Here is a 14707-nt window from a genome sequence, read left to right as displayed (position 1 = left end):
GCCCCGCGGGTCAATGGAGTCACCGCCGGTGGTTCTCCCGGCCCGCGACCACCAGGCCCAGCTCGTACGCCAGGATCACCGCCTGCGCCCTGTCCCGGAGCCCCATCTTCGCGAAGAGCCGGTTGATGTGTGTCTTGACCGTGTGATCAGTGATGGCGAGACGATCCGCGATGCCGGTGTTGGACAGGCCGCGAGCGATCAGGACGAGCACCTCGGCCTCGCGTGCGGTGAGGCCCTCCACGCCGGGGTGCGGCCCCGTGCCGGGCCTCTGCCGCACGAACTCCGCGATCAGCCGTTGGGTGACCTCGGGAGCCAGCAACGCGCGCCCGTCGGCCACCACCCGCACGGCGTGCAGCAGCTCGGGAAACGTCGCGTCCTTGAGGAGGAAGCCGCCTGCCCCCGCGGCGAGGGCGTCGTAGACGTATTCGTCGAGGCCGAACGTCGTCAGCATCAGTGCCTTGGTGGCACCGCCGGACGCCGCGACGATCTCGCGCGCCGCCTCGATGCCGTTCACCCCGGGCATCCTGATGTCCAGCAGCACCAGGTCGGGTATGAGCTCGGCCGCTCTGCGGATGGCCTCGGCCCCGTCCTCCGCCTCGGCGACCACCTCGATGTCGGGCTGGGTGTTGAGCAGTCCGACGAACCCGGTCCGAACGACCGCCTGGTCGTCGGCGACAAGCACTCTGATCACCAAGGGAGTTCCGCCTCCACGAGAAAGCCGCCGGCCGGGCCGCGCCCCGCCGTGAGTCTGCCGCCCAGGAGCGCGGCCCGTTCGCCCATGCCCACGAGTCCGTGGCTGCGGCCGTCCGGCTCGGTCTCGGGCGGCCCGGGGCCGTCATCACTGACACGCACGGACAGGACGCCGGGCCGGTAGCCGATCTCGACCACCACGTGCGCGCCGGGGGCGTGGCGGCGGGCGTTCGTCAGTGCTTCCTGAACGATCCGGTACGCCGACAGCTCCCAGGAGGCAGGGAGCACCGTCCGCTCGCCGAGGACGCGCAGATCGGCCGACCCTCCCACCGCGCGGTGCTGTTCCATGAGCTCCTCCAGCCCCGCGAGCGACGGCTGCGGCGTCCGCAGCGCCTCGGCCCCGGTGCCCGCCCGCAGCACGCCGAGCAGCCGGCGCAGTTCCGCCATGGAGGCACGGGCGGTCCCGGCTATCTGCTGGAAGGCGTCACGGGCGGGTCCTGGGAGCTCCTGCGTCGTGTACGTGGCGCTCTCGGCCTGCACGGCGATCATGGAGACGGAGTGGGCGATCATGTCGTGCAACTCCCGGGCGATGGTCGCTCTTTCCGCCTCCGCCGCCTGGCGTCGTTCCATCGTCAGGAGCCTGGACTGCGCGGCTGCCCGCTCATGGCGGGTCTCCTCCCGGGCCCGTATCGCGTCCCCCATGCTCACCGCGCCCAGAATCACCACGGTCAGCACCAGCGTCTCCGCGTAGAGCCCGAGCGTGAACCGGTCACTGCCCTGGAGCACGGGCAGGCCGGGTGACCCGTCGCGTGTCCAGCGGTCGATGTGCACCAGATTCACGGTGAGCGACGCGAGCGCCCCGCAGATCACCAACAGGGCCGGGTGCTGCACCCGGTGGCGACCCAAGGTGTAACTGCCCATCAGCGTGCCCGCGATCGTCGCGTACGCCATGTTGCCGTCGGTCCCGAAGCTGAGCAGCGCCGCGCCGACCGTCAGGAAGCCGACGGCCGGGTGGGCACGGCGCCACATCAGGGAGAGGGCGCAGACCAGCACTCCGAAGGCCGTGACCGCCGAACTCGGCACGACCGCCAGCTCCACGACCGCGAGCACGGTGAGGGCGCCACCCGTCAGCCGGGGATACGCGGGCGCCGTCGTCCAGCGGCGCAGTCGCCGCCGCACGCGTGCGGTCAGGGTGGGCCCGGTGTCCGGGGTCGTGCTGCTCATGGGGTGAATTCTTCGGCATGGGAGTCCGGGACACATCGGAGCGGGGGTGGATATCCCGGCGCTGTGTCATGCCACGGGTTGATGGAGAGAACCACATCCTGGTGTGACGCCCTGTGAGCAGGGCTTTCCTAGCCTCGGTTCCATGGGCAGACCAGCAGTTCGCAGTGGGCCCGTCCGGGAGCGCACCCGGACGGAAGAGGGCACCGGCCGTGGGAGCGCGGCCGGCGGTCCGGCCTGGCTCCGGCGGTGGGCGGCGGCCGTGGACGGTGCGCGGTGGTGGGCGGTCTGCGCGGTCGCGGCCCTCGCTCTCGCGAGTTTCTCCACCCTCGCTCCGCACCGCGTATGGGGTGTCGCCGCTGCATCGGGATACGCGGTGGCGGCCTTGCTGTCAGCGTGTGGCGGTGCCACGAAGCCCGCGGCGCGTGCGGTGGCGGCGGGCGGAGCCGTGGCGCTGCCCCTGCTGGTCCTCGTCGGCACGGGCCGGGCGCAGCTGGAGGTCGACGTGATCGCACACTCCGCGGTCCTGCTGCTGACCACCGGCAGTCCGTACCTTCCGGATCCCGTCGGGCCGGCGGACTTCAACCCGTATCTGCCGGGCATGTCGGCCTTCGGCATACCTGACGCCCTGTCAGGCAACAGCCCCTTCACCGACCCGCGGCTGTGGACGGGAGCGGCCTTCCTCGGTGCGCTGGCACTCTCCGCGCGCGGGGTGCCGCTCCTGTGGATCGCGACCTGCCCCCTTGTCGCGCTGCCGCTCGCCGTCGGCGGTGTCGACCTGCCCGTCGTCGGTCTGATGTGCCTGGGACTGGCATCGGCCGGGCGCGGGGAGGCGGGCCGCTCGGGGCTCGTCCTCGGCCTCGCGGCCGCCCTCAAATGGACGGCATGGCCCGCGCTGCCAGTGGCCCTGGCGCTCCTGGTGGTCCTTGACCGCCGGAGAGGAAAGGGAGAGCTTCCCGCTGCCGGCGCACGCGCGGCGCTGCGGTGCGGCGCGACGGCCCTGGTGACAGCGACGGCGCTCGTCCTGCCGGCAGCCCTGCGCGAGCCCGGGGCGTTCGTCACCCATGTCATCGCCTTCCCCCTCCGCCTGACCGACACCGTGTCCGCCGCGGCGAGCCCCTTCCCCGGACACCTCCTCGCCGCGCACCTGCCCGGCGGCCGCGTGGCCGCGCTCGTCCTGCTCGCCGTGAGCGCGCTGGCGATGGCCGTGTCCCTGTTCGCGCGCCCGCCGACGAACGCGTCCGCTGCCGCACTGCGACTCGCGCTGGGGCTGCTCATGGCCATCGCGTTCATGCCCGCCAGCCGGTTCGGCTACCTCGTGTATCCGCTGGTCCTCACGGTGTGGGCGGCCCACGGGATGCACACCCGGGTACGAAAGGTCTCCCCATGACCCGCACCCTTGTCATCACCAACGACTTCCCACCGCGCAGGGGCGGGATCGAGACCTTCGTCCATGCGATGACCAGCCGCTTCCCCGCCGGGTCCGTCGTCGTCTACACCTCCGCGGAGCCGGGAGCCGCCGCCCATGACGCGGCCCTGCCGTATCCCGTGGTCCGCGACCCCGCCCGGACTCTGCTGCCGACCTCGCGCGTCGCCGCACGTGCGGTGGCGCTCGCCCGGCACCACCGCTGCGACAGCGTGTGGTTCGGGGCCGCCGCACCACTCGGCCTGATGGCGGACCGGCTGCGCGGCGAAGCGGGTGTGCGCCGGATCGTGGCCACCACGCACGGCCATGAGGTGTGGTGGGCCAGGACACCGGGCACGCGCGCGCTCCTTCGCCGGATAGGGGACCGTACCGACACCGTCACCTACCTCGGCGAGGCCACGCACGCACCGATCGCCGCAGCCCTCGGGCAGGCCGCCGCACGCCGCATGGTGCGTCTGGTGCCGGGCGTCGACAGCGACGCCTTCCGTGCCGCGCCCGGGCACGGCGATGACCCCGGAGGCGTCCGGGCACGGTACGGACTGGGCGAGGGGCCCGTGATCCTCTGCGCAGCCCGGCTCGTCCCCCGAAAGGGCCAGGACATGCTGATCCGCGCGCTGCCCGCGGTGCGCCGCGCCGTGCCCGGCGCCGCCCTCCTGCTGGTGGGCGACGGCCCCTACGAACGCTCCCTGCGACGGCTGGCCGAGGCCACCGGGGCAGGGGACGCGGTCATCCTGGCGGGCGGGCAGCCGCATGCCGCCATGCCCGGATTCTTCGCGGCGGCCGACGTCTTCGCGATGCCCTGCCGCACCAGACGTGCCGGTCTGGAGGTGGAGGGGCTGGGCATCGTCTTCCTGGAGGCGGCAGCGGCCGGACTGCCCGTCCTGGCCGGGGACTCGGGCGGGGCGTCCGACGCCGTACGCGACGGGGACACCGGACGCCTCGTGGACGGCAGGGACGTGTCCGCGATCGCCGCCCTGCTCGCCGGACTCCTGAGGGACGGCGGGAGCGCCCGGGCCATGGGCGGACGGGGACGGGAGTGGGTCCGTACGGAGTGGGGGTGGGAGCGGACGTACGACCGGCTGGCGGCGCTTCTCGGGGCGTGATCCCCTGGACACGGAAAACGTCCGGAAGGGGTGGAGACCATGAACGGGCAGGCCCGCGAGGGCATCGACATCACCCGCGTCGTCGCGGCACCACGGGACCGGGTCTTCGAGGCCTGGACGGAGCCCGAGGACTTCGCCGCCTGGTACGGGGGCGACGCGGACGTGCCGCTCGACCGGGTGTCGATGGATGTCACGCCGGGCGGTGAGTGGAGCCTGGTCATCGTGGTGCCCGGCGCGGAAATGCCCTTCCACGGCGTCTACCAGGAGGTGTCCGCCCCCGAGCGGCTCGTCTTCACGCTGAAGGACAGGAGCGCGCCCGCGGACAGCGACGGGGAGACCGTCACGGTCACCCTCACCGAGAAGAGCCGGAAGTCCACCGAGATGGTCTTCCGGCAACGGGGCGGCAATCTCACGCCCGAGCAGTACGCGGCGGCCGAGGACGGCTGGGAGGCGTTCTTCGACGCCCTCGACGCGCGGCTCGCCGCCCGCTGAACCCGCCCGGCCGGGTCAGCCCGTCAGCCGGGCGAGCGCCCCGGCAGCCTCCTCCACCGTGTCGACGAGCGCGATACGGGACTCCATCGTCCGGCCCGCCGCGAGCGCGCTCAGCAGCGGCCAGGCGGGCAGCTTCTCCGTCCAGTGCGCTCGGTTCACCAGCACCATGGGAGTGGGCGCCGAACGCGACTCGTAGTAGTTCGGCGTCGCGTTGTCGAAGATCTCCTGCACGGTCCCGGCGGCACCCGGCAGGAAGATCACACCGGCGGTCGAGCGGGCCAGCAGCCCGTCCTCGCGCACGGCGTTCGCGAAGTACTTGGCGATGTGGTCCGCCAAGGCGTTCGGCGGCTCGTGGCCGTAGAACCAGGTGGGGATCGCGACCGAGGACCCCCCGTCGGGCCAGCGCTCCCGCACGGCGAAGGCGGCCCTCACCCAAGCGGTGATCGAGGGACTGAACGACGGTTCCGCGGCCAGGAGTTCGCAGGCCTTGACCAGCATCGCGTCGGAGTGCGGAGCCGCGTACGCGCCGAGGTTGGCCGCCTCCATGGCGCCCGGGCCACCGCCCGTCGCCACGGTCAGACCACTGCGGGCCAGCTCCCTGCCCAGCACGGCCGCGCCGTGGTACTCCACGGAGCCGCGGGCCATCGCGTGGCCGCCCATCACGCCTACTACGCGGGCCCCGACGAGGTGTTCGTCCAGGGCGTCGGAGACCGCGTCGTCGTGGAGCGCCCGCAGCATCGAGGCGAAGACGTCGCCGTTCGCCTTGGTCAGCTGGAACCAGTCGTACGCCCGCGCGTCCGGCGTGGATTCGTAACCGCCCTCCGCCAGGCCCTCGTACAGGGCGTCGGGGGTGTACAGCAGCCCGCGGTACGGGTCGAAGGGGAGACCTGGGACCGGCGGGAAGACGAAGGCCCCGTCCGCGCGTATCTTCGCGTCCGGGCGGGGCTCCATCCGGCAGCCGAGGAAGACGGCGCCCCGGGTGTCGGTCGTGAGCAGGGCGTCCTCCCGGTCCGTCAGGTCGACGGCCTGGACGCGGTGGCCGGCGAGGGATCCGGCCGCCACCGCCTGGTCGAATGCGGTGAGCGTCTCGATCTCGACGCCCGGTGCGTACGTGTACTCGTCCGTTTTCTCCACGCCGCCATGCTACGTACCGCCCTGGCGGCGGGGATCACCCCGTCAGGGGCAGTGCCGCCAGCTCCGCGATCGCCCAGGTCAGCGGGGCGAAGACGGCCAGCAGCACCAGCGCCCGCAGGGCGGCGGCCGTGCGGAGCGCGGAGGCCGGGGCGCCGAGCCGCAGCAGGGTCCTGGCCGTACGGGCACGGGCCTGCCTGGCCTCCAGCGCGGTGGTCAGCAGGGTCGCCGTGGTGCAGCCGAGGACGAGTACGGCGCCGAGCGCGGTGAGCGGGCCGAAGGGGCGGGGCCCGCCGGTGTAGAGCACGGACGCCGCGATCACCCCGGACAGCACGGCGCAGACGATTCCCAGCGGGCGGCCGATCCGGCACGCCTCGTCCATCAGGACCCGGCCCGCCAGCAGCCGTACGGCTCCCGGGCGCACCGCCTGGAGCAGCCGTCCGCACAGATGGGTGAGGCCGGGGCCCGCCATGGCCAGGCCGATCGCGGTGAGCGTCCAGCCCACGAGCACGGCCGCCGGGGTGGAGTCGAGCCGGCCCGGCAGCGGGAAGGGGCTGCCCGCCGAGCCCCGGCTCGCGTAGGCCTCGACGGCGAGTCCGGCCGCGGTGAGCGCGACGCCCCAGGGCAGTCCCTTCGGCACCGGGGCCGGCGCGAGGTCGTCCTCGGCCTCCTGCGCCTCGGACGGCGCGACCGGCCTTGAGCGGAGCGCGAGCCCGCCGGCGGCGGACGCCGCCAGGGGCACCAGGGCCAGCAGCGTGAGAGCCGCGGCGAGGGGCAGCGGGGTGCCCGCGCCCAGGAACTCGGCCGCGCCGCCGTCGAACGGCAGGCCCGTCAGATCGCCGCGCAGATGGAGGAAGAAGAGCAGCGCCACCACCGATCCCAGCGTGGTGGAGACCGCCGTCGAGATCGCCGCGAGCGCGGCGAGGCGGGCGGGCCCGAGGCCGGCGGCGAAGAGTCCGGGCCGTGGGCGGGTGCTCGGATCCGTACGCGCGACCGCCACCGCGAACTGCACGGTCGCGGCGAGCGGGACGGCGCACCACAGCAGCCGCAGCACGGAGTTCGACGCGTGCGCCGGGTGCCCGGAGGCGTAACCCAGGGTGCACAGGAGCAGGAAGCCCACCCCCGCCGACGCGGCGGCCAGGAGCAGACGCCGCATCAGGACCAGGGGATGCGAGCCACGGGTCAGACGGAGAGCGAGCACGCCGAGCGGCCTTCCGTATCGGACACGGCGGGCAGGGAGACGTTGGTGACGCGGCGGCCGTCCAGCAGGCCGACCACACGGTCGGCGAGTTGGGCGACCTCCGCGTCGTGGGTGGCGAGCACGACGGTGATCCCGTGGGACCGGGCCGCCGTGGTGAGGGTGCGCAGGAGCTGTGTGCGCTCGGCGTGGTGCAGCGTCGCGGTCGGCTCGTCAGCGAAGATCACGGACGGCGACGCGGCCAGCGCGCGGGCCACGGAGATCCGCTGGCGCTGTGCCTGGAGCAGGGTGTGCGGGCGCGTCTTGGCGAGCGGGCCGATGTCCAGGCGCTCCAGCCACTCGGTGGCGGCCTTCTTCGCCGCCCGGTGCGAGACGCCCCGCAGCAGCAGCGGCAGGGCGGCGTTCTCCCAGGTGCTGAGCTCGGGCACGAGCTGCGGCTCGGCCGCGATCCAGCCGAATCTGTCCCGGCGGAGCTGTTCGCGCAGCCGGGGGCCCATGGTGTGCACGGGCACGCTGTTGAACCAGACCTCGCCCTGCTGGGGCACCAGCTGGCCGGAGAGGCAGTGCAGCAGTGTCGTCTTCCCGCACCCGCGGGGCCCGGTCACGGCGAGGATCTCGCCGTCGCGGACACCGAGGGAGACACCCCCGAGCCCCGGCGATCCGTTGTGGGAGTGGTGCAGGGAACGTGCCCAGATCACGTCGTTGTCGGGCGGGGCCACCATGGCGTACACCTCGGTTCGGATCAGATTTCCCGTTCCCCCGTACGGGGGAACGAAGATGAGGCCGATCGGTCACTCGGCACGCTAGGCAGCCTGAGCGGGGTGTCGGGACAGTACGCGGCCCGGATGCCCCCCTTCTCACTCGAACGGGTGTATCCGGGCCGCGTGGTCCGTATGAGACGACTGCCTGGAGTCCTGCCGGCGGCAGCCGGTGGCGTCGGTCAGAGCTTCGCCCAGGCCTCCGTCAGGACACCGCGCAGAATGCCCTCGATCTCGTCGAAGGTCGACTGGTCGGAGATCAGCGGCGGCGCGAGCTGGACGACCGGGTCGCCACGGTCGTCGGCCCGGCAGTAGAGGCCGTTCTCGTACAGCGCCTTGGAGAGGAAGCCGTACAGGACGCGCTCGGTCTCCTCGTCGTTGAACGTCTCCTTGGTGACCTTGTCCTTCACCAGCTCGATGCCGTAGAAGAAGCCGTTGCCGCGGACGTCGCCGACGATCGGCAGGTCGTGCAGCTTCTGCAGCGTCGTCAGGAACGCGTTCTCGTTGTCCAGGACGTGCTGGTTGAGGCCCTCGCGCTCGAAGATGTCGAGGTTGGCGAGGCCCACCGCGGCGGAGACCGGGTGGCCGCCGAAGGTGTAGCCGTGCAGGAAGGTGTTGCCGCCCTCGTAGAACGGCTCGGCCAGCCGGTCGGAGATGACGCAGGCGCCGATGGGGGAGTAGCCCGAGGTCATGCCCTTGGCGCAGGTGATCATGTCCGGTACGTAGCCGAACTTGTCGCAGGCGAACATCGTGCCGAGGCGGCCGAACGCACAGATGACCTCGTCGGAGACGAGCAGTACGTCGTGCCGGTCGCAGATCTCGCGCACGCGCTGGAAGTAGCCGGGCGGGGGCGGGAAGCAGCCGCCGGCGTTCTGCACGGGCTCGAGGAAGACGGCCGCGACGGTGTCCGCGCCCTCGAAGAGGATCTCCTGCTCGATCTGGTCGGCGGCCCAGCGGCCGAAGGCCTCCGGGTCGTCGCCGAAGAGCGGGGCGCGGTAGATGTTGGTGTTCGGCACCTTGCGCGCGCCGGGGACCAGCGGCTCGAACGGGGCCTTGAGGGCGGGCAGGCCCGTGATCGACAGGGCGCCCTGCGGGGTCCCGTGATAGGCGACGGCACGCGAGATGACCTTGTACTTGGTCGGCTTGCCCTTGAGCTTGAAGTACTGCTTGGCCAGCTTCCAGGCGGTCTCCACAGCCTCGCCGCCGCCGGTGGTGAAGAAGACCTTGTTGAGGTCGCCCGGAGCGTAGTCGGCGAGCCGCTCGGCGAGCTCGACGGCCTTGGGGTGGGCGTAGGACCACACCGGGAAGAAGGCCAGCTCCTGCGCCTGCTTGTACGCCGTCTCGGCGAGCTCGTGACGGCCGTGTCCGGCGTTGACGACGAACAGGCCGGAGAGACCGTCGAGGTAGCGCTTGCCCTTGTCGTCGTAGATGTAGGTGCCCTCGCCACGCACGATGGTGGGTACGGGCGCGTTCTCGTAGTCCGACATGCGGGTGAAGTGCATCCACAGGTGGTCGTACGCGGTCCGGCTGAGGTCCTTGCTCACGGCTATCGGGTTCCCCACATATAGGTCTGCTTCTTGAGCTTGAGGTAGACGAAGCTCTCGGTGGAGCGCACCCCGGGAATGGCCCGGATGCGTTTGTTGATCGTCTCCAGCAGGTGGTCGTCGTCCTCGCAGACGATCTCCACCATGAGGTCGAAGGAGCCCGCGGTCATCACCACGTACTCGCACTCGGCCATGGCCGACAGGGCCTCGGCCACGGGGTCGAGGTCGCCCTCGACGTTGATGCCGACCATCGCCTGGCGCCGCAGTCCCACGGTGAGCGGGTCCGTGACGGCGACGATCTGCATCACGCCCTGATCGAGCAGCTTCTGGACGCGCTGTCGCACGGCGGCTTCGGAAAGGCCGACGGCCTTGCCGATCGCGGCGTACGGCCTGCGTCCGTCCTCCTGGAGCTGCTCGATGATTGCGAGGGAGACGGCATCGACCGCTGGTGCCGATCCGTTCCCGGTCCTGGAGTCTGCGCTGCGACTGGCCACGTCCCCACTCTGCACCGCGCCTCGTCCGTCTGGCAAGCCCGAACCGATGAAATTCGTTGTCTGGAGGTCAAGATCTCACTGAATCCGAAGTTCGCGGCGGTTGGGTATGTCGAAAGCGTCACCCGACGGTCTAGTGTTGGGGTCTCACCCATCGGACAGCTGACAGGAGGGGTGGTTGTGACCACCGAGGTGCGCCGTCTGCGCAACTACATCAACGGAGAGTTCCGGGACGCCGCGGACGGGCGGACCATCGATGTGGTCAACCCGGTGACGGAAGAGGTCTACGCGACCTCGCCGCTGTCCGGACAGGCCGACGTCGATGCCGCCATGGCCGCCGCGGCCGCCGCGTTCCCCGCCTGGCGCGACGTGACGCCCGCCGAGCGCCAGAAGGCACTGCTGAAGATCGCGGACGCCTTCGAGGAGCGGGCCGAGGACCTCATCGCGGCCGAGTCGGAGAACACCGGCAAGCCGCTGGGGCTCACCCGTACCGAAGAGATCCCGCCCGCGGTGGACCAGATCCGCTTCTTCGCGGGCGCCGCCCGGCTGCTCGAAGGCCGGTCGGCCGGCGAGTACATGGAGGGCCTCACCTCCATCGTGCGCCGCGAACCGGTGGGCGTCTGCGCCCAGGTCGCGCCGTGGAACTACCCGCTGATGATGGCCGTGTGGAAGTTCGCCCCGGCACTCGCCGCGGGCAACACCGTCGTCATCAAGCCGTCCGACACCACCCCGGCGTCGACCGTGCTGATCGCCGAGATCATCGGGCAGATCCTGCCCAAGGGCGTCTTCAACGTCATCTGCGGCGACCGTGAGACCGGCCGCGCGATGGTCGAGCACCCGACCCCCGCGATGGCCTCCATCACCGGCTCGGTACGCGCCGGTATGCAGGTCGCGGAGTCCGCCGCCAAGGACGTCAAGCGGGTCCACCTGGAGCTCGGCGGCAAGGCTCCCGTCGTCGTGTTCGAGGACACCGACCTCGCCAAGGCCGTCGCGGGAATCGCCGAGGCCGGGTACTTCAACGCCGGCCAGGACTGCACGGCCGCGACCCGCGTCATGGTCCATGAGTCCATCCACGACGAGTTCGTCACCGCGCTCGCCAAGACGGCGGCCGACACGAAGACCGGCCTGCCGGACGACGAGGACGTGCTGTACGGCCCGCTCAACAACGCCAACCAGCTGGCGCAGGTCAGCGGCTTCATCGAGCGGCTCCCCGCGCACGCCAAGGTGGAGGCGGGCGGTCACCGGGTCGGCGACAAGGGCTACTTCTACGCCCCGACCGTCGTCTCGGGCGTCAAGCAGGACGACGAGATCGTCCAGCACGAGGTCTTCGGGCCCGTCATCACCGTCCAGTCCTTCACGGACGAGGCCCAGGCCGTCGAGTACGCCAACGGCGTCGAATACGCCCTGGCCTCCTCGGTGTGGACCCAGAACCACTCCCGTGCGATGCGGATGTCCAAGAAGCTCGACTTCGGCTGTGTGTGGATCAACACCCACATCCCGCTCGTCGCCGAGATGCCGCACGGCGGGTTCAAGAAGTCCGGCTACGGCAAGGACCTCTCCGCGTACGGCTTCGAGGACTACACCCGGATCAAGCACGTCATGACCTCGCTCGACGACTGACCCGCGTACGGCGGTGACCACGGCCCCGGGCCCGAGCCGGCCCGGGGCTGTTCGCGTGCCCGGGCGGTCCTGTGCCGCCCGCCATGGACAGGGTGTGCGAACAGGGTCGCCCACGCTGGACAGTCGGTCCATTGCCCACCGTGGCGACGGACCGACATGCTGCGCGGGGAGCTCGTCGACCACTACTACGAGCCGGAGGTGGCCGCCGAACTCGCCACCTGGGTCAACTACGTCTGCCCGGTGCCGGCCGCACGCGACATCCTCGCCTCCTCCAAGGACGAGGAGACCGCCGCGCTCGCCGAGGACCCCCTGATCTTCCCCGACGACGCGATGCGCGAACGGCTGGCCATCGCCCGTGACATCACCTCCGAGGAGCGGGCCGGGTTCGCGAAGAGGTGGAACTCCGCCGTGGGGCTCTGAGCGCCCACCGGGCGGGCCGGACCCGGTTTTTGAACGTGTTCATGATGGGCGTACGCTGCGGCCATGAGCGAGCGAGCCCTCTTGCGGCGCATACGCGTGTGGTTGGTCGTCTTCATCGTCTGTCTGGTGCTCAGCGGGCTGACCGCCTTCCCGCTGGTCACCGAACTCCACTGGGCCGAGGACCTGTTGGCGTCGTCCGCCTCCCCTGTCCCCGAGCACTTCCCGGCCCTGATGGAGTGGATCACCCGGGTCAGGACCGGTCTCGACGAGGCGGACGCCAACTATCCCTTCGTGCTGTACGGCACCGACTGGCTGGCCTTCGCCCACCTCGTCATCGCGGTCGCCTTCTACGGGCCCTACCGTGACCCCGTCCGCAACATCTGGGTCATCCAGTTCGGCATGATCGCCTGCGCCGGGATCATCCCGCTCGCCCTGATCTGCGGGCCGATCCGGGACATTCCCTTCTGGTGGACCGTGATCGACATGTCCTTCGGGGTCTTCGGTGTCATCCCTCTGCTCGTCGTCCACCGCATGATCAAACGCCTGGAGGCGGCGGCCGTCACGGTGTGACGCTCAGCCGGCCGGCGGAGCTCCGAACGCGGCCACCGCGACGTTCATCGCCGTGGCGTTCATGCCCTGGCCCTTCGCGTCCGTGGAGTTGACGCTGTACACCAGCGTTCTTGAGAGATCGCGGGTGGCCGCCACCAGGGTGTTGTAGCCCCAGCGGCCACCCGACTTCCCCCACACCTCCCGCCCCCCCAGGGTCATCACGCTCAGCCCCGCGCTGTGCTCGGCGGGTTCACCCGTCAGGTACGTACGCACCGAGGAGCCGGGCAGCGTGAACATCTCCTCCAGCAGCGGCCCGCGCACGATCTTCCCGGCGAACAACGCCCGTGTGAAGCGCTCCAGATCGGCGGTGGTCGAGACGATGTCCCCGGCCGCCCAGGTGTCGGTCACACCCCACACCGTCACGTCCCGCAGCTCCGTACCGCCGCCCGGGGTGTCGAAGACCTGATAGCCGTGATTGTGCGGTCCCCGGACCTCCGGGTCGGTACCGGGGAACGACGTGGAGCGCAGGCCCAGCGGGCGCAGGATGCGCTCAGCCACCTGGTGGGCGTACGAGTCGCCGGTCACCTTCTCCATGAGCAGCCCCAGCACCGTGTAGTTGATGTTGAGGTAGTGCTGGCTGCGGCCGGGCGTGAACTCCGGGGCCTGTGCTGTGGCCGAGGAGACCATTTCGCGCGGTGTGTGCAGATCGAAGCGGTGGGCGTACGCCTCCTCCCGGCTGTTGCCGGGCATCCGCGCGGCCGGTATCCCGCTGGTGTGATTGAGCAGCTGCCGGACGGTGACCTCGCCGTAGGCCGCCGGGATCAGGTCCGGGAGGTAGTGCCTGGCCGTGCGGTCGAGGTCCAGCTTCCGCTCCCCGGCCAGCTGCAGGACCGCGGCGGCGGTGAAGACCTTGGTCACCGACCCGGCCCGGAAGCGCGCCGCCGGGTCGGCCGGACGGTTCGAGACCAGATCGTGCACACCCGAGCTCCCACGCCAGCTGCCGTCGGTGCCACCGACCCGGACGAGCGCGGCGGTGGCGTCGTCGGCGGGCAGCCCGGAGATCGCCGCGCTCAGGGCTTCGGCGTCCGCTTCGGGGACGGTGTGCGTGCGTGCCTCGGCTGTGGGTGGCGGAGGGGTGGTGGGGCTCGCGAGGGCGGCCGGAGCGGCAGGCCCCGCGGGCACGATGCCGACGTCGGCCGCCCAGGCCTCGCGTGCGGGCCACAGCGCCCCCGGTCTCCGTATCCGGGCTCCCCGCATCAGGGCTTCCGGCCCACCGCGCCGAACTGGGCGACCTCGGGGGTCCGGCCCGCGGAGCCCGCCCGCCAGCGGGAGCAGGACACGATGCCCGGCTCCAGGATGTCCAGCCCGTCGAGGAACGAGGCGAACTCGAAGCGGCTGCGAGCGGTGATCGGCGGGGTGGCGTTCTCGTTCCAGAAGCGCATCGCGTCCTCGTTGCCCTCGCCGCCCAGCTCCAGCGTGGGGTGGGTGAGCACCAGATGGCTGCCGGAAGGCAGGGCGTCCATCAGCTTCGTCACGATGGACCGCGCCTCGTCCGTGTCCAGGACGAAGTTGAGGATGCCCAGCATCATCACGGCCACCGGGCGCCCGAGGTCCAGAGTGCGGCCGGCCGCGCGCAGGATCCGCTCCGGATCCCGGGCGTCCGCGTCGATGTACTCGGTGGCGCCCTCGGGCGAGCTGCTGAGCAGGGAGCGCGCGTGCGCCAGGACGATCGGGTCGTTGTCGACATAGACGACGCGGGCGTCGGGCGCGGTGTGCTGGGCGACCTCATGGGTGTTGTCCGCGGTCGGCAGTCCTGTGCCTATGTCCAGGAACTGGCCGATCCCCGCGTCACCGGCCAGATGACGCACGGCCCGGCCCAGGAACGCCCGGTCGGCGCGGGCCACTTCGCCGATGCTCGGATACATGCCGGTGACCCGGTCACCCACCACGCGGTCGACGGGGTAGTGGTCGCCGCCGCCCAGCCAGTAGTTCCACACCCGGGCGTTGTGGGCGATGTCGGCGCGGACACGGGAGGGCGCGCTACGGGGACCGGGCTCGGTCACG

The 14707-nt window shown here is 71.5% G+C and carries 14 protein-coding genes and 1 pseudogene; 6 read left to right on the top strand and 9 right to left on the bottom strand.

Going from position 1 to position 14707, the window contains the following annotated elements:
* Positions 1–19 precede the first annotated feature (19 nt).
* Positions 20–694, bottom strand: a complete 675-nt coding sequence (locus ACIREO_RS00470) for a response regulator (protein ID WP_404102961.1) — start codon at positions 692–694, stop codon at positions 20–22.
* Entirely contained in the window at positions 688–1914 is a 1227-nt protein-coding gene (locus ACIREO_RS00465) for a sensor histidine kinase (RefSeq protein ID WP_404102958.1), read from the bottom strand. The genes ACIREO_RS00470 and ACIREO_RS00465 overlap by 7 nt, the downstream gene beginning before the upstream one ends.
* Positions 1915–2056: 142 nt before the next feature.
* On the opposite strand from ACIREO_RS00465, the gene ACIREO_RS00460 reads away from it, so the two are divergent.
* From ACIREO_RS00460 to ACIREO_RS00450, 3 genes are read left to right on the top strand one after another with little or no spacing between them, the layout of a single operon-like run.
* Entirely contained in the window at positions 2057–3301 is a 1245-nt protein-coding gene (locus tag ACIREO_RS00460; protein ID WP_404102956.1) for a hypothetical protein, read from the top strand.
* Positions 3298–4440, top strand: coding sequence for a glycosyltransferase family 4 protein (locus tag ACIREO_RS00455; protein ID WP_404102953.1), 1143 nt, complete (start codon positions 3298–3300; stop codon positions 4438–4440). The genes ACIREO_RS00460 and ACIREO_RS00455 overlap by 4 nt, the downstream gene beginning before the upstream one ends.
* Before the next feature lie 39 nt (positions 4441–4479).
* Entirely contained in the window at positions 4480–4932 is a 453-nt protein-coding gene (locus ACIREO_RS00450) for an SRPBCC domain-containing protein (RefSeq protein ID WP_404102950.1), read from the top strand.
* 15 nt (positions 4933–4947) lie between these two features.
* On the opposite strand, the gene ACIREO_RS00445 is transcribed toward ACIREO_RS00450, so the two are convergent.
* The 5 genes from ACIREO_RS00445 to ACIREO_RS00425 all read right to left on the bottom strand — a co-directional run bounded on the left by ACIREO_RS00445 (position 4948) and on the right by ACIREO_RS00425 (position 10057).
* Positions 4948–6066, bottom strand: coding sequence for an LOG family protein (locus ACIREO_RS00445; RefSeq protein ID WP_404102947.1), 1119 nt, complete (start codon positions 6064–6066; stop codon positions 4948–4950).
* Positions 6067–6100: 34 nt separating this feature from the next.
* Positions 6101–7264: a hypothetical protein gene (locus tag ACIREO_RS00440; RefSeq protein ID WP_404102944.1), complete on the bottom strand. Its 1164-nt coding sequence runs from the start codon at positions 7262–7264 to the stop codon at positions 6101–6103.
* A complete protein-coding gene (locus ACIREO_RS00435; RefSeq protein ID WP_404102941.1) occupies positions 7246–7983 on the bottom strand; it encodes an ABC transporter ATP-binding protein in 738 nt (245 codons plus the stop codon). Before ACIREO_RS00435 ends, ACIREO_RS00440 begins: the two co-directional genes overlap by 19 nt.
* A gap of 218 nt (positions 7984–8201) precedes the next feature.
* A complete protein-coding gene (locus ACIREO_RS00430; RefSeq protein WP_404102938.1) occupies positions 8202–9581 on the bottom strand; it encodes an aspartate aminotransferase family protein in 1380 nt (459 codons plus the stop codon).
* Complete coding sequence (locus ACIREO_RS00425) at positions 9566–10057, bottom strand: Lrp/AsnC family transcriptional regulator (RefSeq protein ID WP_187355837.1); 492 nt, start codon at positions 10055–10057, stop codon at positions 9566–9568. Before ACIREO_RS00425 ends, ACIREO_RS00430 begins: the two co-directional genes overlap by 16 nt.
* Positions 10058–10234: 177 nt before the next feature.
* Here ACIREO_RS00425 and ACIREO_RS00420 point away from each other — a divergent pair, with 177 nt between their 5' ends.
* The 3 genes and pseudogenes from ACIREO_RS00420 to ACIREO_RS00410 all read left to right on the top strand — a co-directional run bounded on the left by ACIREO_RS00420 (position 10235) and on the right by ACIREO_RS00410 (position 12664).
* A complete protein-coding gene (locus tag ACIREO_RS00420; RefSeq protein WP_404102935.1) occupies positions 10235–11674 on the top strand; it encodes a gamma-aminobutyraldehyde dehydrogenase in 1440 nt (479 codons plus the stop codon).
* Positions 11675–11845: 171 nt separating this feature from the next.
* Positions 11846–12094 (top strand): annotated as a pseudogene (locus tag ACIREO_RS00415) (spermidine/putrescine ABC transporter substrate-binding protein); the annotation flags it as partial.
* 63 nt (positions 12095–12157) lie between these two features.
* Positions 12158–12664 (top strand): hypothetical protein, encoded by a 507-nt coding sequence (locus tag ACIREO_RS00410; RefSeq protein ID WP_404102932.1) that lies wholly within the window; start codon positions 12158–12160, stop codon positions 12662–12664.
* A gap of 3 nt (positions 12665–12667) precedes the next feature.
* Here ACIREO_RS00410 and ACIREO_RS00405 read toward each other — a convergent pair whose 3' ends face one another.
* Positions 12668–13900 (bottom strand): serine hydrolase domain-containing protein, encoded by a 1233-nt coding sequence (locus tag ACIREO_RS00405; protein WP_404102930.1) that lies wholly within the window; start codon positions 13898–13900, stop codon positions 12668–12670.
* On the bottom strand, positions 13900–14706 hold the full coding sequence (locus tag ACIREO_RS00400) for an SAM-dependent methyltransferase (protein ID WP_404102928.1): 807 nt from the start codon (positions 14704–14706) through the stop codon (positions 13900–13902). Before ACIREO_RS00400 ends, ACIREO_RS00405 begins: the two co-directional genes overlap by 1 nt.
* Position 14707 lies beyond the last annotated feature (1 nt).

It is taken from the genome of Streptomyces sp. NPDC102441, from assembly GCF_044765585.1.
Lineage (GTDB): Bacteria > Actinomycetota > Actinomycetes > Streptomycetales > Streptomycetaceae > Streptomyces.
Note: the sequence above shows the minus strand (reverse complement) of the source record. Positions and strands in the feature narration are given on the sequence as shown.